This window comes from Dialister sp. CAG:357 (genome assembly GCF_000435155.1).
In the GTDB taxonomy this organism is placed as follows: Bacteria; Bacillota; Negativicutes; order Veillonellales; family Dialisteraceae; genus Dialister; species Dialister hominis.
On record NZ_FR896434.1, the window covers coordinates 915 to 18,247 of the forward strand.

The window sequence follows — 17,333 nt, forward strand, 5'->3', positions numbered from 1 at the left end:
AAAGAAGATAAAGAAAAGGCGGTTTACGTTGGCCAGGCGATAGTACGAAAAGCCGGGGAAGGACTTCTCAATCGTTTGCAGGAACATCGGCGTAATCCAAAGGAAGATTACTGGAATGAAGCTGTCGCTATTACCACTTCAAACAATATACTGGGAGCAACAGAAATCAGTTACCTTGAGCATCGGTTCTGCGAACTTGCCACCAAGGCAAAGCGGTATGAACTAATCAATAAAGATGATCCGAATATCGGCAATCCTACCGAAGAAAAAGAAAGCGAAATGGAAGAATTTATCGATTATGCCAAGGTTGTCATGGGTGCATTAGGGTATAAATTATTCGAACCTTACGATAAACAGGAGAAGGAACAGGAAGATCCAGAACCAAAACCAGATGAAGAACCGTTGCTGTATTTGGACAGGAAGATTACGGATGTGGGATCAGTACATGCTACGGGCCGGCAGACGAATGAAGGCTTCATCGTCTATAAAGGCAGCCACATTTCGCTCGTGAATGATGGTACAGTTTTGGAATCCATTAAAAGACGCAAAGAAAAAGTCTCTCTTGATGAAAACGGGAATATAACAGAGGACCTGTTCTTCACCAGCCCGTCTGCTGCAGCCATGTTTGTTGTTGGAAAGAATGCAAATGGACTGACAAGCTGGAGAAACAAAGATAAAGTTACACTTAGGGATCTCGAGGAAAAGGCATCGGAAGAAGCAACAGAGTAATAAAAGAATAATAAAAAGAAAGAGCAGCATCTCAGAAAATAAAGATGCAGCTCTTTTTGCGTGTGGTTGTACGGTTTACACTCCCTCATCTTTCTCCAGCATTCTCATGAATTTCTCATCTATTACTCATTACTCCCTGGTATAATTAGATCTAGGAAAGATTTTTACGGTTTTCTGGGAAGGTTTGGTGGTTTGATGTTGAGGCAGGGGTTGTATGAGCAGCTGATCAATCAGGAGCTCAAGGAGGAGATTCGCTCGGCGGAGGCGGCGGAGCGGCAGCGGGTGGAGACCGGGGCTGTGGATGCTGCTGAGTCGGCGCGGGTTCTGGCGGAGTATGTGGCAAAGCTTCTTGAGAAGCGGCTGACGGCTGTGGCAGAGGAGTCCGGGAAGGATGAGGCAGAAGAAGAGCAGGTCCGCCTGATCAATCAGATGCTCAGCACACTCGGCAGTGAAAGCGGGAAGGATCTGCTTCCGCTCACGGAGGAGCGCAGGGTGGATCAGCTCTTGTCGGTCGTGAATACGAAGAATTCCGCGTTCGCGTTCCAGGAGCATGGGAGTTTCTCGCGTCCGGGCACGTCTTTGGCGCAGAGTTCGCTCTTTACGGGTTCGGATCATGAACCGCCGATGTTTGTGGAGCTCGCGAAGGAAATTGAGTCCGCTGACAGGATCGATCTTCTTGTTTCCTTTGTGAAATGGAGCGGGATTCGTCTTATTCTCGAACCTTTGAAGAAGTTCACTGAGCGGGGTCATCTTCGCATCATTACGACGTCCTACATGGGCGCGACAGATGTGAAGGCAATCGAGGAGCTCGCCAAGCTCAGCAATACGGAAATCAAAGTTTCCTATGATACAGCGAGGACACGTCTCCATGCGAAGTCCTACATGTTCTACCGCGAGAGCGGTTTCTCGACGGCGTATATCGGCTCGTCGAATCTTTCCCGTGCGGCCATTTCGAGCGGCCTGGAGTGGAATGTGAAGATTACTTCTCAGGACCAGCCGTCCACGATGGCGAAGATGGAAGCGACGTTTGAAAGCTACTGGAACTCCAGCGAGTTTGAAACGTACCAGGAAGGCGACAGCAAGAAACTGCAGGAGGCCATTTACAGGGAAAGATATAAGGATGATCCGAATTTCAATAACTTCGGCACGAATCCTTACATCATGGAAATCCAGCCGTACCCGTACCAGCAGGCGATCCTCGACAAACTCGCAGCGGAAAGGGAAATCCATCATCGCTATAAGAATCTCGTTGTCGCAGCAACAGGGACGGGAAAGACCGTCGTCGCTGCGCTCGACTATCGTCGTTTCTGCCAGAAGTTCGGCCATGAGAGAAAACCCAGACTTCTTTTCGTTGCGCACAGGGAAGAGCTGCTGCAGCAGAGCCTTGCGACCTTCCGCAGCGTCATGAGAGATCCGACCTTCGGCAGCCTTCTCGTCGGACGTGAGAATCATCCGGAAACTATCGACCAGCTCTTCGTTTCCATCCAGAGTTTCCAGTCCAAAGATTTCACGAAACATGTCCCGGACAAGAATTACTATGATTTCATCATCATCGACGAATTCCACCATGCGGCTGCGCCTTCTTACCAGTCACTCCTCAGCTACTATGAGCCGAAGATTCTTCTAGGCATGACGGCAACTCCGGAACGAATGGATGGAAAAAGCGTCCTGCCGTACTTTGACGGACGCATTGCCGTGGAAATCCGCTTGCCCGATGCCATCGACAGGAAACTCCTCTGTCCCTTCCAGTATTTCGGCGTCGACGACACGACCGACCTCAGCCAGATCCGCTGGACGAGAGGCGGCTACGACGCCTCCGAGCTTTCCAACGTCTACTCCATGGAACAGTACGGCGCGAAGAAAAGAGCCGAATGGGTCCTTGAAGAAACAGATCGTTACGTGACCGACTGGAACGATGTCACTGGCCTTGGGTTCTGCGTTTCCAAAGCCCATGCAAAGTTCATGTCCGACTATTTCAACGACCATGACGTGCCATCCATGTACCTGACGAGCGATACGTCCTATGCAGACAGGAAATCCGCCGAGCAGAAACTCGTCTCCGGTCAGGTGAAATTCATCTTTGTCGTCGACCTTTACAACGAAGGCGTCGACATCAAATCCGTCAATACCATCCTCTTCCTGAGGCCGACCGAATCCCTGACCATTTTCCTCCAGCAGCTCGGACGTGGACTGCGTCTCTCTGAAGGAAAAGAATGCCTTACCGTCCTCGATTTCATTGGACAAGCCAATAAGAAATACGACTTTGAATCGAAATTCACAGCCCTTCTGAATAAAGCTCACGGAAGTCTGGCGGATGAGATCAAGAGAGGTTTCATCTCCGTCCCGCGCGGCTGCTATATCCACCTCGAGAAAAAGGCAGCCAAAAACATCCTTAGAAATATCAACGCATCTCTTGGCGCACAGGGCAGACTCATCCAGGGAATTAGTACCTTTGAAGAAGACAGCGGAAGACCGCTCACCCTGGACAATTTCCTTTCCTACTACAGCATGGATATCAAGGACCTCTACACCGATAGAGAAACGAAAGGGACCAATGCTGCCGGCTTCTACCGCCTCTGCGTGAAGGCGGACAAGCGGGAGGACTTCGAAGAACCGCTCGAGGATACCATTACCAAAGCGATGGGTAAAATCTGTGCCATCGACTCCCGGAGATGGATCCAGACCATCCTTTCAGAATTCATGCCGGGCACCGTCAGTGATGCAACAGAAGAAGAAAGACGCCTCATGCTCGAAATGTTCCAGTATACCGTCTGGCCGACAAACAGCACTAAAGATCCTCACGATTACAGCGACCTGGAAGGTGACATGGCCTCTATCCGGGAAAATCCCGTCATGTGCCAGGAAATTTGCGATATTCTGCAATACAACCTCGACCACCTCGACTTCGTCGATGAGAATGTCGATCTTGGCTTCACCTGTCCGCTCGACCTCCATTGCCACTACACCAAGGACCAGATTCTCGTCGCACTCGGCCATCCAGAAAGAGCGAAATCCATGCGTCAGGGCGTCCTCTACCTGAAAGACAGAAACCTCGACTTTTTCATCAATACGCTGAACAAAGCCGACAAAGACTATTCCCCGACGACCATGTATGCCGACTACTCCATCAATGAGCATCTCTTCCACTGGCAGAGCCAGAGCACCACATCCGAAGCATCCAATACTGGACAGCGTTACATCCACCATAAGGAAATGGGATCCCAAATTCTCCTCTTTGTCAGAGAATACAACAAAGACCAGACCGGTACTGCGCCTTTCGTCTACCTCGGCAAGGCCGAATACGTGAGCCACCAAGGCAGCAGTCCTATGAATATCATCTGGCACCTTGAACGCCCCATCCCGGCCAAATTCATTCGCCAGACAGGAAAGCTTCTGGCACAGTAAGGAGGCTCTATGAAAACGATCAGAGTCGTAGCCGCTGTCATTGCTGATGACCTCGACCATCCCACCAAAATCCTCGCCACGGAAAGAGGATACGGAGAATTTAAAGGGCAGTGGGAATTCCCCGGAGGGAAAATAGAAAAAGGCGAAACACCTGAAGAAGCGATTCGCCGGGAAATTCGGGAAGAACTCGAAGTGGAAATAGAAGTCGGTCCACTTCTTGGCACTATCGAATACGACTATCCAAACTTCCACCTCAGCATGGATACCTTCCTTGCCAAAGTCAGGGAAGGTACCATTGTTCTCAAAGAAGCGGAAGCTGCAAAATGGCTGACTAAGAGCAGTCTGGATACCGTTGGTTGGTTTCCTGCTGACCAGACCATCATCAAAAAGATACACGAAATCATGGAGTAGAGGGAAAGCCACGCGGTTTCCATGTTTTCCTCCGTTCCCCCACCCCGTATGCTACAATCAAGCTAAGGGAAGGTCTTCGGCCGTGCGGAACGGCTCTTGCTGCTTACTTTTCGAGTACGGGGAGAAAAGGAGGATTTTCTATGACACTTGTCAGCCAGCTGAGTTTCAGAGACATGTATCACCGGGGTTGTTTCTTTGCTATGAACGATTATCTGGCGGAGTTACTTGAAGCTGCGAAGATCGGCGCCGATGGGGCCGATGGTGCTTTGGGGTATGGCTATATTGATAACGAAGCAGGCTTCACCTTCGAAATCCTCGCTTCTGCGAAGAGGGAGGGAGACAGGTTCATTCCTCTCCCGAATGACGGAACGGTTTCCCTGAAGGTCCGCAGGGGCAGTGCCGCTCACTGGAATATCATCCTTCATCCCGATGTCGATACGACGCCGTTTGAGGAAACGATCCGGTTCATCAATGAAGGCTATTTCAAAAATGAAGGTCTTGAGTTCTTCCGCGGAATGGACGTCATAGACGAACTCCGCCATCCCGATCTCCCCGACGACCTCCGCGTCCTCTTCATGAAGGAAGGCCAGGAAGGCGTCGAAATATGCTGGGTACGAAGCATGGACGTGGCGGAAGACCATGTCATCGGAAAACTCCTGAACGAGCCTTACAAAGACTTCGGCGTCCACGAAGGCGACACCATTCCCTTCGGCATCGTCAAGGACGGCGAAGACTATGTCTGCGTATATATAGGAGAAGAATAGAAATTGAAAAGGAGCTGTGACAAAATGTGCAATCATTTTGCTACAGCTCCTTTTTGCGTGGGTGTATCGTTCGTTTTTCTTTCTGTGTTATCATAGGTCTTAAAGCATTATTTCTAGTCATTATCGCAGGAAAGGGGAATCGGGATGAGGCTGACGGCGCGGAAGGTGGATGGGAGTCTTCGGGATCTTTCACGGGTGAAGGGTCTTCTGGAGAGGGCTTTTCCAAAGAATGAGCAGTTTCCGATGTTCCTGCTGCGTCTTCGGGCTTGGAGCAGTTATGTGCATTTCCTGGCTTATTATGATGGCGATGATTTCTGCGGTTTCACGTATACGGTCGAGAATGAGGATATGGTTTTCGTCTTGTACCTGGCGGTGAATGATGAAATCCGGTCCAAAGGATACGGGACGGCGATTCTGACGGATCTGAAGGCAAGGGCCTCGGAAAGGGGCGTGGCCCTGAATATTGAGCCGCTGGATCCTCATGCGGCGAATTCCGAGCAGAGGGAGAGAAGGCTGGAGTTTTATCGAAGGAATGGGTTTGTCAGTACGGATTACAACCTGATCGACGGCGGCGACAGGTATCTTATCTTGTGCACGAAGGAAGATTTTCCGGTGGAGGATTATATCCGGGTGATCAAGAGAATTTCCTTTGGCCTTCATGCGCCGAAGGTGGAACGAGTGAAATAAGGAAAGCAACGGGGCAAAAAACAGCGGTATCAAAATGACTGAGCATTTTGATACCGCTGTTTTTGATGGGGTGAGGAGATCCTTTGTAAAATGAACCCTATGAAAACCTTGGGCGATGATGCGTTGACTTTTTAGAGAATGCACCTTTAAAAACCATACAACCGGGCTCTGCCCGAGGAAATGCAACTCATCCGCCCGACATCAGAATTTGAGGTCGGGCACCTTCCCTTCCAGGGCAAGGTCAAAGGCAACTCTTCCCCTGACGCGGACAGCTAAATCTCGTTGCGCTCGTGGTAAGTGAAGGTTGTATTTAGTGAAATTTTCTCAGAGTTCCCTATTTAATCTGATTCATTGTTCTGAAGTTGCTTTTTCCATTTTTCCATTTGCTTAATGACTTTAGGGTCTTCCCAGGGTGCATAGTATGGGTCTGTCATGAGACTCACTTTCTTGCTGCTCTCAAGAACAGATACTGCAAAGCTGTCGATAAAATCACCATATTCATCCCAGTATTTATCCAAATCGATTCGGAACAGAACATATCCGACAAGCTCATAGGGATTAGGAACTGGGTTTTTGTCAAAGCAGTAGACAAAGTATAGGTTAGTGGCATTGTAGACTGACTCGGCTGTCGTACAGTCTTGTGTCAGGTGCCTGAAAAAATAACCATAGATCTCGTCCCAGCTGTAGGATTGTAATACCTTATCCGCAAAGTCCTGGTGATCTTCATGGTCCTCGGGATCAAAGGAATCGTCAAAAAAGTTGCAGTTAAACAAATAATCCATGTCAGATTGCAGATTTGTTATATCCATACCTGTCATTCCTTTCAGAGGGTTCCGATGTATCAAAGTGATCGTCTGTAAAGTTTGTTCTGCCTCTTTTATTATTCCGTCACTTTGGGCGGGTATTTTTGCTCGAAGGTTTTGAGGATTTTGGTGAGTCTTTGGTCGAGGAATTGTCCGGTTTTTTCGCGGATGTCTTTGGGGACGCCGTAGTAGGCTTCTGCCATGCCGCCTGTGATGGCGGCAAGGGTATCGCTGTCGCCTCCTACGGAGACGGCGGTGCGGATGGCGTCTTCAAAGGATTCGGATTCGAGGAAGGCTTCGATGGCCTGGGGGACGGTGTCCTGGCAGGTTTCGTTGAATTCGTAGGTGGGGCGGATTTCATCGATGGTAAAGTTCAGTTTGTAGTATTTCTCTTCGATGTATTTCCGGATGTCTTCTTTTGTTTCGCCGGTTCTGGCAAGGTAGACGGCAGAGGCGGCAGCTTCAGCGCCTTTGATGCCTTCGGGGTGGTTATGGCTGACTTTGGTGACTTCTTTGGAGAGTTTCCTGACTTCGGAGAGGGATTCTCCTGCCCAGCCGCAGGCGCTGACTCTCATGGCTGCGCCGTTTCCAAAGCTGCCGTAGGGTTCGGGGTCATCGGAGTAGATCCAGTGGTAGAAGGATCCGCCGTAGCCGCTCTGGGGATAGGGGCGTCCTATTTTCTGCATGGAGAGGACGGCTTGTCTGGAGAGGCCTTTGTAGGACGGGACGGTCTTGAGGAGGGCGTCGCAGACGGCGAGGCTCATGATGGAGTCGTCGGTGAAGAAGCATTTATCTGAGAGGAGGTCAAAGTCTTTGGCGCGGTAGTTGTCCCATTCGAACCGCGATCCGGCAATGTCTCCTATAATGGCACCTATCATATGTATCCTTCCTTTCGTGTGTTGTTATCTTTCACTCTAAGACGGAGGGAGGGGATTGTCAAATGAGGAGGATGTGGTTTATTAGCGGGGAGAGTGTGCTTGGAGATTAAAACCATACAACCTCGCTGCGCTAGTGGTAATCAACCCTATCCACCGCGAAGCGGTCCCCCTTCCCCGTCTGGGAAGGCGAGGTTAGCGGCTCTCGGGAAAGGAGAAACAGTGTTTTTCATCACGACTGGTAGCTGCAAAGCTTCGGTGAAATTGATAGTATTGCTAAAAGTAGAACAAATGTTTATAATTGCTAAAGAGGTCATCAAGACCCGAGGCGGCAGATGCGGCCGCCTGACGGCGCGGGGAAGGCTGCCATTCCCTGCTGGCTCCTGTTTCCCGGAGCCTTGCCGGATTTTCGGAACGAAGTGAGTCTAATACAGGAGTAGCAAGTGGAACCATCAAGGATCATTGCGCTTGTCCCCTGCGTCACCGGCCCTGCTTCCTCGTGCCTGGTGATTTATGAGGACTGGTGGGAGAGTATGTCGTACTGCACGGTAGAAAAATATATGCAGACGATGGCGTCATTCATGGGGAATGACAATCAGGCATGCAGGAAGCTTTTCAAAGGAAAGAGAGGGACGGGTCTTCTTTTTAACGACGGATCTATATTTGTACAGGTCAAACTTTCGGACAAAGCGCCATCACTGGGATACGTGCGCCTGTCCGCCATCCGGAGCCTTTACACCGATGGCGAGGGAAAATGCATCATAGGCCTTTCGGGAGGCCGAGAGCTTCTGACCCACTGGTCCCTCCCCACCGTAGAACGCCACATCCGCCTGGTGAGAGACGTCCTCTCCCCGAAAGCAGGAAGAAAAGAACTCGATTGGAAAGCCCCGGAGAAGAATCCCATAAGGATACCGGCCGCCATTGAGTGAGGGAACGGAAAAGACAAGACTCAGTACATCGCAGTTAATAATATCGGTTCGCAACGATGCGTAAGGTTTTGACCTGCCCCAGCGGGGAAGAATGCCTTTGACCTTGCTCCGTCAGGAGAAGGTGCCCGACCTTAAATTCTGATGTCAGGCGGATGAGTTGCATTTCCTCAAGGCGATAGCCTTGGTTATGTGGTTTTTAATTGCTGCATTTTCCAAAAAAGCCGGGAAAGGGGTGCAGTATTCATCGGTTTTTATAAAAGGTTCTGCGAGTGAAACGAGGTTTTGTGGTGTTTTAATTCGCACCTTAGGGCGGTTGTACGGTAGCTATATAAGAGCTTTCTTTCTAATCTTCATTAATCTAAAAGTGCACCTTGGCATTTAAACCGCGCCGCGGGCGCAACAAAAAAGGACTCTCGATGGGTGACCTTGCTCCGGCAGGAGAAGGGGGGACCGCTTGCGGTGGATGAGTTGCATTTCTCCGCGGTTTTACCGCGGTTTGGCTCCGCCGACACCTTCCATTCCAGGGCAAGATTAAGACCGGCCTGCGGCCCACTTCCCGGGAAGGCGAGCACGGCGAGTTTGCGAGTTGTTTTTTCTTGGGTTCTACAGTGTATAATCAATATATACATATATAGAATGGAGTGGGATGGATGTTTATTGCTAAGGGTTTTGATGAGCTGACGCGTGAGGAGTTGTATGAGATTCTTCGGGCGCGGGTGGATGTGTTTGTGGTGGAGCAGCATTGTCCGCATCCGGAGCTGGATGGGGTGGATTATGACAGTCTTCATGTGTTCTGTGTGAAGGATGGAGCGGTGGCTGCGTATCTTCGTGCGTTTCCTCGTGAGGGAGAGCCCGGGGTGATCCAGGTGGGCCGTGTGCTGACGCGTGAGCGCGGGACGGGGCTTGGGGGCGAGCTTCTTCATGCAGGGCTTGAGGAGATCAAGAAGCGGTATTCGCCGAAGGAAATTTTCCTTGAGGCGCAGACGTATGCGATGGGGTTCTATGCGCGCGAGGGTTTCGTGAAGGCTTCGGAGGAGTTCTTTGAGGACGGGATCCCGCATACGGCGATGCGTCTTCGTTTGGAGGAGTAAGGAGGTCTTATGGACTTCAGCAGTGTGTTCAGGACGCATGATTTCTTGGAGGATGCGGCGGTTTCTTATGGCTTCAAGAAGAAGGGCGGCGTTTTCACGCTGGAGCGCGCTCTTCCGGAGACGGATGGACTGGCGGCGGTTGTCACTGTCCATGGCAGGGAAATGACGGTGTCGGTGGTGGAGCTGCCGGACCGTGTGCCGTATGCGCTTTTCGAGGTGGAGTCGGCGGAAGGGGCTTTCGTCGACCGCGTGCGCCAGGAGGCGGAGAATCTCGTCCGCGATGTGGTGGAGAATTGTTTCTTCGATTCGGATGTGCGGAGCCGGCTTCTTTCGTACGTGAAGGAAAGGTACGGGACGGAGCAGGAGAATCTCCGGGTGATTTACAAGGATTACTGCACGCTCCGCGAGCACGGGACGAAGAAATGGTACGGGCTTTTCATGCGCATTCCGTGGACGTCGCTCCATGTGGAGAGGAAGGGCATGACGGAGGTCCTGAATGTGAAGGCGGATCCGGAGGAAATCCAGCGGCTGATCGATCATGACCGGTATTTCCCGGCGTACCATATGGACAAGGTGCACTGGATCAGCATTCTTCTGGACAAGGAAACGGATATGGATGCGGCGAAGCGGATGCTGGATGAGAGTTATGCTCTCGTGGAGAAGTCCGGCAGGAAGGGCCGCAGGAAAGTCAAGAAATAAGGGGAGGGGAAATTTATGATACAGGTCGCGCAGCTGAATTTCAGGGAGATGGAGCACCAGATCTGCCTGCTTGGGATAAATCAGACGATTTCGGGCTTGCTGTACGCAGGGGGCATGGATGCGCCGGAGGATGGCGGTGTGCTGGCGTACGGGTATGTCGATACGGAGGGCGGTTTCACTTTTGAAATCCTCGCTCCTGCAAAGGTAGAGGGGGACAAGATCATTCCTCTTCCGGGAGTTCCGGATATGATGGTGAAGCTGCGCAAGGAACAGGCGAATGAATGCAGCATCCGTCTCGGTCTGGTGGTGGACAGGACGCCGTATGAGAGGAAAATCGCCGTCATCAACGAAGCGTATGCGCCATCCGAAGATGTGGCGGCCATCCGCAGTGTCGACCTCATCGACGACTCCAGGCATCCTGACCATCCTGACGATATTCTCGTCATCTTCCTGAAGGACGATTACAAACCAGAGGGCTGCTGGGTGAGGAGCATGGAAGTCGAAGAGGGGCGCTGCATAGGAAAGCTCCTGAATGAACCTGACCAGGACTATGGTGTCCATGAGAATGATTTCATTCCTTTTGATATCGTAAAAGAAGGAGAGGATTACTTCTGCATTAGCAGGTTTTGAGGGGGATTATTGAAACCGTACAACATGATAAAACCATACAGCCGCCTTGCAGGCTGGGAACTACTGTATCCGTCGCCTCCGGCGACACCTTCTCCTTTCGGAGCAAGGTTAACACCCTTAAACCTCGCTGCGCTCGAAAAGAAAAGCAAATCCGCCTGTGGCTGAAAGAAAATCAAAGCCATGCGTTTCGCTTTCCTTTCGATGTCCTCTTTTTGCTTTCTGTTTGATATTGAATATTTTTTGCAAATGGTATACTTTAGTAGTATATCTTTTTGTTTTATGCGGGATTATAGTCAGAGCAGGTTACAGTGGAGAGGAGGAGTAAAGATTAACGGAATTTTATAATATAGATAGATGTCTATCCTTTTATTAAATTTTATTAAACATCGCAAAAGTACTATTAGCAAAAGTACTATTAATTTATAGAAAAATAATGTAAAATAAAGCGCAATTGATTAGCAGCTGGTTATGGGCGAGGCCCGCTTTATGGCAGGAGGATAAAAGGTGAATAGTTCCTGGTTAATGGATGCCGGTATTTTCGTGGTTTCTTTTGGCACAGCATTTTACGTGCTCGGCAGGCTGGGAAGGAAGCAGGCGGCTAAGGCCGTGAAGAAGGCGGATACGAAGGTCCGCAGCGCAGCAGAGGAGAGGGAAGCAGCGAGGAAGTCGGCTGATCTGACCATCCGTCAGCTGGGCAATGAGAAACTTGCCGTAATTACCGGGGATCTCACGACGTTTACTGAGATTTTTAGCAAGATTGAAAATGTGGATTTTGAAGCTGGCAGCAGGGCTGCTGAAATGGCTGATTTTGTTCCGGGAGGGGATGAGAACAGAAGGCTTCAGGCAGGAATTGCCAGGATCAGGAGACTTGAGAGAAATGACGATCCTGATTTAAGAGGACTTCGCATCCGTGCGCTGGGTGTTTCTGATGCGGAGACACTTTTTGAAAGGGCATCGGGGAAGAATGAAATTTCCTATAGTTCTTCGATCAATGCGACTGTCAAATGGCTGATGACGGGCAAGGTGGAAGGCGATGTCTTCGGACCGGATGCGAATAATTCCGTCTTCGTCGGCTTCGGCGATGGTCCGTCTCATACGAGGGGCGAGAAAAAAGCATCGAGCTTCCGCACGAAGATGTATCCGCAGGAAGCGGAACAGTTCGAAGCGGAATCCAAGGTTGTTGCCCGCCTCGCTGTCCAGCTCTGCACTCTGGCGGAGGGTCAGAGGAAGGTGCTGGAAAGCAACACGAAGAATTTCCATGCCCGTGTCAAAGCGCTGAAGCGTATCGTCGATCAGGAAGGGTATGACTGGAACAAGTACGGCAAAGAGGATAGAAGAATCATCGCCCTCGCTGCCCGCCAGGCCAGAAATATCTCCGTGATCGTCACCATGGGTCTTCTCCACGATGACGGTTCGATCAATAGAGAAATCCTCGGCGTCATTTCACTCCTGAAATTCAACGAGGAAGAAGAATAAATAGGGGAAGAGCTATGAAAAATGTGGACCATTTTTCATAGCTCTTTTTGCGTGGGGGATGAGGGAAGATTAAAACCATACGACCTCGCTTCGCTCGAGAAACCTTTTTATAAAAACCAATGAATACTGCACCCCTTCCTCTGGCAACAGTAAGAAGATAAGCCAGACGCCTTCCCCGCTGGGGCAGGTCAAAGGCCTCCATTACGGCGTCATTTGATAGTATCGAATGAGCATCTTACGGTTTTCATTTATGGTAAACGTATTAAGTCACCATTGATAATATTGGTATTGAATGATTGCGGAAGGTTTTAACCTGCCCGTCTGGTTTCTCCACTCAAAAAGCGGTCTCTTGCGAGACCGCTTTCTACTTTCCTGTTTCACTTTCTTTATTTTATTTCCCGAGTTTTCTTTCTGCTTCTTCTTTGTCAGCCGGGACGATGATGGGGCTGGAGATGAGGTTGATGATGTCGGCTTTGGCTTTTTCGAGGATGCCGATTTTCATTTCGATCTGCGGGATGGTGCCTTCGGGGATCGGGCCTTCGTCTACTTCGGTGAGGTCGGATTCTTTGAGTCTGAAGGGCTGGACTCCGATGGTGACGCTCTGGAGGGCAGCGAGGCGGAATTCGAGGTTGGCTGTGTTGGCTTCTTCGAGGAGGGCTGCTGCTTTTTCTTCGTTTCCTTCTTTCTTGACTTCAGCGAGGGACTGTTTCAGTTCTTCGATTCTTTCGCTGAGGAGTCTGTGGATGAGGGGAGCGGAGGTTTCCATGGACGGGGCTCTTCTTGCCGGGAAGATGGTGACGTCTTCGCGGAGGAGCGGTTTGTAGGTGGTCTGGAGAATGCGGCCTTTCTTGGTGAGGAAGTCGGTGCCTGTGATGTACTTGGCTTCTTTCAGTGCTTTTTCCACGATGGCAGGGTCGGTGTCTTCGAAGGTGATTCTTTCGAAGGCAGAGGCGTTCAGGTGGGCGTCGACGCATTGTTCGAGTAAGTGGTCGGCGAAGGGACGGGTGTCGTTGAAGACGTAGAGTGTCTCTCCTTCGGGGACTTTGTTCAGGACGAAGAAGTGTTCAGAGACGACTTCGAGGTGCAGGGGGAAGAGGTTTTCTTCCGGGATGACGGTGAGGAGCTGAGATGCTTCTGTGTCTTCGCAGATGTAGAGTGCATCTTTCCTTGCTTCTTTGATGTCTGCCGTCAGGACGGCCTCGACGGGGTAGTAGGTGCCGATGAGGTTGGTGACGATGAATTGGAGTTCGTCTTTGGATGCCTGGGTTCTTCCAGCGGCAATGAGTACGGGATGGTTCATGATGATGTCCTTTCTTTTCCTTGGTTTCTTATATATGACCGGATCCTTATGGATGCGGGTTGTTGTCTGGGGAAATGGCCTCTTCCCGGGCGTTCTGCATGGCTTTTTCTATAGCGCTTGCTTGCTGCCGCAGGCGGCCCCGGATGATTTTTATGAGTTCTGCGTTTTCTTCAAGTTCTTTCGCAGGTGGTTTGTAGGTTTCCTTTTCCTTGGCGGGAAGGCGGGAGGCTCCTTCCAGGAGGGCTATCCTGCAGGCGCGTTCAAAGCACTGGATGGCGCTTGCTATTTCTTCCCTGGCTATTTCCTTTTCGTCCGGGCTCTCCGCTTTCCGGAGGAGTTCTTTCAGCTCGCGCTCTCTTCTTGCAGCAAGGGCAAGGATGAGGCGGAGCGAGGAGTCGAAGGTGGGAACGCGGCTGGCGGGGAGGATGCTCACATCTTTTGGGAGGGATTCTTTGTAGGGGCTCTCGCAGAGAATTGAACCTTCTCCGGTAAAGCAGCTGGCGCCGGTGATATACCTGGCCTTTCCAAGGAGGGAAAGGACTGTTTCTTCAGGCATGTCTTCATAGGAAATCGCGGTGTACGGGTGATTTCCCCGGATGCGGTCCTTCATCTGCCCGATGAAGCGCTCGGCGTAGGCTTTGCGGTTATTGAAGACGGAAATGGGTGCTCCTTCGGGGACCCTGGCAGTCATGGCGAGGAAGAATTCCGCGGCGGGCTGCATATCGAGAAGGAAGGTCTTTTCCTTGGGAAGGAAACGGGAAACGTGCGGGTACTGGATGGGTGCCGCTATCCAGCAGGCGTCTTTTTCCGGATCTTCCCTCGCGGCGTCTTCGGTGAGGGCTTCCCTGACGGGATAAGTATCTCCGAAGAGGCGCCTGATGGCTGTATGGAGTTCGGCGGAGACGAGCGGGCTCGTGCCGAATACGACGAGTTCTGGTTTCATGGCCGTCTCCTTTCAGTTGATGGAATCCGAGAATGCCCGCGCGGCTCTGGATGGTGTCCGTCTGGCGTTTTCTGCATAGACGGGACTGATGACGATCTCGGGCGCAAGCGGGATTTCTGCAAGGCGGCTGTCTCCTTCGAAGATGGATGCGGGGAGAATGGCCGCGCTGTCCATGGCAAGGAGGAGTCCCCGGATGGTGTCGGCGCTTCCTGCTGTGAGGACGCGGTGCACGCGGCTCAGGGTCTCATTCCTTTTCCGAAGTCTTCGGGGAGGAACAAGGCCATGCCTTCGAGGTCGTCCCATGAGGCGCTCTTCTTTTCTGCGAGCGGATGGCTCTTTGGAAGGATGAGGGCGAGCGGGACTTCGGCGAGGGGATGGATGTCATACCCGGCGCCAGGGTCTTCGGGAAGGAAGGCTCCGTCGAGTTCGCCTTTTTCCAGGAGGGCGGCGACCGCCTCTGCCGGTCCTTCCTGCACGCGGCACTCGATGCCCGGATGGTCCGAAAGGAAGCGGGCGATGAGGGAAAGGACGGATGGCAGTGACAGGAAGGAGGAAATCCCGATGGCAAGGGTGCCGCTGCTCAGGGATTTCATGGCGTCCATGTCGCATATGGTCGTGACGACGCCTTTCATGATTTCCTCGACGTGGGCGGAGAAGATCCTGCCTTCGGCCGTGAGGGATGCTTTTCCCTGGGAGCGGTCGAAGAGGGTGATGCCAAGCTCGCTTTCCAGGCTTCGGATGGCGCTGGTCACAGCGGGCTGGGAGACGTAGAGGTGCTCGGCGGCGCGCGTGAAGCTTCCTGCGTTCTTGACGGCGAGGAAGTACTCGAGTTGGCGGAATTCCATAGGCTGCTCCTTTCCTGTTTCTTTTATTATTATAACAAGTATGAATGTAAACTGTTGGGAATGTTATTGAAAATATACGAAAAAGAGAGGATTCGGCTGTTTCTTTATCAATTTTGTATAACTTGCCATAAATCCGGCTTATGAAGCGATAAGGAACGGGTATTTCACGGGCGGGCGAAATGGGGGTAGGATATAGGAAAGAGAGGCGCGGGGGTTCCGCGCAGGAGGAGGCTGTGATGGCTAGCATGATGGAAGACAGCAGGGTGCTGGGATTTCTTTTCGGAACGGATGAAATGAGAGCGGTGTGGAGTGAGAAGAACTGGGTGCAGAAGTGGCTCGACACGGAAGCGGCGCTGGCAAGGGCGCAGGGAGAGCTGGGCGTGATTCCCAGGGAAACGGCGGATGTAATCGTCAGCCACGCACGCGCTGAGGAAATCGACATGGATGCTCTGGCGGAGGGCTTCAGAAGCTCGATCACGATCGTGCCGCTTCTCAATGCGTTCAAGAAGAGCCTTCCGAGCGATGCTGGCGAGTACGTCCACTGGGGCGCGACGAGCCAGGATATCTATGACACGGGCCTCGTCCTCATGGAGAGGGAAGCGTGCTCCATCATCCTGCGCGATGCGAAGGCCTGTCTTTCCGCGATCCTTGCGCTCGTGAAGAAGTACAGGGATACGCCGGAAGCAGGAAGGACGCACGTCGTCCATGCCATCCCGATCACCTTCGGTTTCAAGGCAGCCGGCTGGGCGGATGAGCTGAAAAGGGAAATCGAGCGTTTCAAGGAAATGGAAAAGCGCGCCTTCGTCCTGGAAATGGGCGGCGCTGTCGGAACGCTTGCCTCGCAGCCGGAAAAGGGCCTCGAGACGCAGGAAAAAATGGCAGAAATCCTGGGCCTTCGCGTGCCGCTCATCGCATGGCATACGGCGAGAGACAATCAGGCAGAACTTGCGAGCGACCTTGCTCTCCTTGCAGGCACCATGGGCCGCATCTGCTATGAAATATTCACTCTGCAGCGGACGGAAATCCTCGAGCTTGAAGAACCCTTCTTCAAAGGGAAGATCGGCTCCTCCACCATGCCGCACAAGAGAAACCCGGCCGTCCTTGAAAACGTCCTCGCGCTTCTTAGGAACGTCAGGACCACGGCGCCCGCCATCGTCGAGAGCATGATCTCTGAAAACGAAAGAGACTGGGGCTGCTTCATCTCCGAATGGGAAGGTCTGCCCCGAGCCTTCGTCCTCATGGCGACCGCCCTTGAAAAAGCAAGGTACATCCTCGAGAATCTCATCGTCTACGAAGACCACATGAAAAAGAACCTCTTCCTCCAGAAGGGCCTCATGATGAGCGAATGTGTCATGATGCACCTCGCCAGAAAACTCGGCCGCCTCACCGCCCATCACATCGTCTACGATGCCTGCATGGAAGCCTACGAAAAGGAAATCCCCCTGAAGGACGTCCTCATGAAGACCAAGGTCGTCACGGATGATTTCACCGAAGAAGAAATCGACACCATGCTGAATCCGGAACAATACTTAGGCCTCGCGCCCATATTCTGCGACAGGGTCCTCGAAGCGTATAAAGAATATATGGAATAAAGATAATAAAGGAAGAAGGAGCTGTGGCGAAATGTGCAATCATTTCGCCACAGCTCCTTTTGCATTGTTTATATTCGATGGGGGGGATTATCCAACACATTTATATATCTGTTTTATCTGAAAACCTCAAAACCTCAAAACCTCAAAACCTCAA

Annotated in this window: 17 protein-coding genes; 11 read left to right on the top strand and 6 right to left on the bottom strand. The window is 51.6% G+C overall.

Annotated elements, in window-relative coordinates; genetic code table 11:
* The 5 genes from M3200_RS05945 to M3200_RS05965 form a co-directional block, all read left to right on the top strand.
* The coding region (locus M3200_RS05945) for a GIY-YIG nuclease family protein (RefSeq protein ID WP_288178182.1) at positions 1-729 on the top strand (729 nt) is incomplete at its 5' end.
* Between the two features lie 195 nt (positions 730-924).
* Positions 925-4,134, top strand: coding sequence for a DEAD/DEAH box helicase (locus M3200_RS05950; RefSeq protein WP_288178184.1), 3,210 nt, complete (start codon positions 925-927; stop codon positions 4,132-4,134).
* A gap of 9 nt (positions 4,135-4,143) precedes the next feature.
* Positions 4,144-4,545, top strand: coding sequence for a (deoxy)nucleoside triphosphate pyrophosphohydrolase (locus M3200_RS05955; RefSeq protein ID WP_022382630.1), 402 nt, complete (start codon positions 4,144-4,146; stop codon positions 4,543-4,545).
* 140 nt (positions 4,546-4,685) lie between these two features.
* Positions 4,686-5,309, top strand: coding sequence for a hypothetical protein (locus M3200_RS05960; protein WP_022382631.1), 624 nt, complete (start codon positions 4,686-4,688; stop codon positions 5,307-5,309).
* Positions 5,310-5,453: 144 nt separating this feature from the next.
* A complete protein-coding gene (locus tag M3200_RS05965; RefSeq protein WP_288178183.1) occupies positions 5,454-5,996 on the top strand; it encodes a GNAT family N-acetyltransferase in 543 nt (180 codons plus the stop codon).
* Between the two features lie 338 nt (positions 5,997-6,334).
* Here M3200_RS05965 and M3200_RS05970 read toward each other — a convergent pair whose 3' ends face one another.
* Both M3200_RS05970 and M3200_RS05975 read right to left on the bottom strand, forming a co-directional pair.
* Positions 6,335-6,805 (bottom strand): hypothetical protein, encoded by a 471-nt coding sequence (locus M3200_RS05970; RefSeq protein WP_022382633.1) that lies wholly within the window; start codon positions 6,803-6,805, stop codon positions 6,335-6,337.
* A 71-nt stretch (positions 6,806-6,876) separates the two neighbouring features.
* Positions 6,877-7,677 carry an ADP-ribosylglycohydrolase family protein gene (locus tag M3200_RS05975; protein ID WP_022382634.1) on the bottom strand — a complete coding sequence of 267 codons (801 nt, stop codon included), beginning with the start codon at positions 7,675-7,677 and terminating at the stop codon, positions 6,877-6,879.
* 440 nt (positions 7,678-8,117) lie between these two features.
* On the opposite strand from M3200_RS05975, the gene M3200_RS05980 reads away from it, so the two are divergent.
* From M3200_RS05980 to M3200_RS06000, 5 genes are all read left to right on the top strand, one after another.
* The gene (locus tag M3200_RS05980; protein ID WP_022382635.1) at positions 8,118-8,603 is read left to right on the top strand and encodes a hypothetical protein; all 486 of its coding nucleotides are present in this window, start codon (positions 8,118-8,120) and stop codon (positions 8,601-8,603) included.
* A gap of 650 nt (positions 8,604-9,253) precedes the next feature.
* Entirely contained in the window at positions 9,254-9,694 is a 441-nt protein-coding gene (locus M3200_RS05985; RefSeq protein WP_022382636.1) for a GNAT family N-acetyltransferase, read from the top strand.
* A gap of 9 nt (positions 9,695-9,703) precedes the next feature.
* Entirely contained in the window at positions 9,704-10,393 is a 690-nt protein-coding gene (locus tag M3200_RS05990; RefSeq protein ID WP_022382637.1) for an MmcQ/YjbR family DNA-binding protein, read from the top strand.
* A gap of 15 nt (positions 10,394-10,408) precedes the next feature.
* Complete coding sequence (locus M3200_RS05995) at positions 10,409-11,023, top strand: hypothetical protein (RefSeq protein ID WP_022382638.1); 615 nt, start codon at positions 10,409-10,411, stop codon at positions 11,021-11,023.
* Positions 11,024-11,527: 504 nt separating this feature from the next.
* Complete coding sequence (locus M3200_RS06000; protein ID WP_022382639.1) at positions 11,528-12,499, top strand: hypothetical protein; 972 nt, start codon at positions 11,528-11,530, stop codon at positions 12,497-12,499.
* A gap of 391 nt (positions 12,500-12,890) precedes the next feature.
* Here the strand turns inward: M3200_RS06000 and M3200_RS06005 are convergent, their stop codons facing one another.
* Genes M3200_RS06005 through M3200_RS06020 form a run of 4 tightly spaced genes read right to left on the bottom strand, consistent with a single transcriptional unit; the run spans position 12,891 to position 15,587 of the window.
* Complete coding sequence (locus M3200_RS06005) at positions 12,891-13,799, bottom strand: hypothetical protein (protein ID WP_022382640.1); 909 nt, start codon at positions 13,797-13,799, stop codon at positions 12,891-12,893.
* A gap of 46 nt (positions 13,800-13,845) precedes the next feature.
* Positions 13,846-14,742 carry a hypothetical protein gene (locus tag M3200_RS06010; protein WP_022382641.1) on the bottom strand — a complete coding sequence of 299 codons (897 nt, stop codon included), beginning with the start codon at positions 14,740-14,742 and terminating at the stop codon, positions 13,846-13,848.
* A gap of 12 nt (positions 14,743-14,754) precedes the next feature.
* Positions 14,755-14,973: a type 2 periplasmic-binding domain-containing protein gene (locus M3200_RS06015; protein WP_022382642.1), complete on the bottom strand. Its 219-nt coding sequence runs from the start codon at positions 14,971-14,973 to the stop codon at positions 14,755-14,757.
* A gap of 5 nt (positions 14,974-14,978) precedes the next feature.
* Entirely contained in the window at positions 14,979-15,587 is a 609-nt protein-coding gene (locus M3200_RS06020) for a LysR family transcriptional regulator (protein WP_022382643.1), read from the bottom strand.
* Positions 15,588-15,823: 236 nt separating this feature from the next.
* On the opposite strand from M3200_RS06020, the gene purB reads away from it, so the two are divergent.
* Positions 15,824-17,179: an adenylosuccinate lyase gene (gene purB, locus M3200_RS06025; RefSeq protein WP_022382644.1), complete on the top strand. Its 1,356-nt coding sequence runs from the start codon at positions 15,824-15,826 to the stop codon at positions 17,177-17,179.
* Positions 17,180-17,333: the final 154 nt, after the last annotated feature.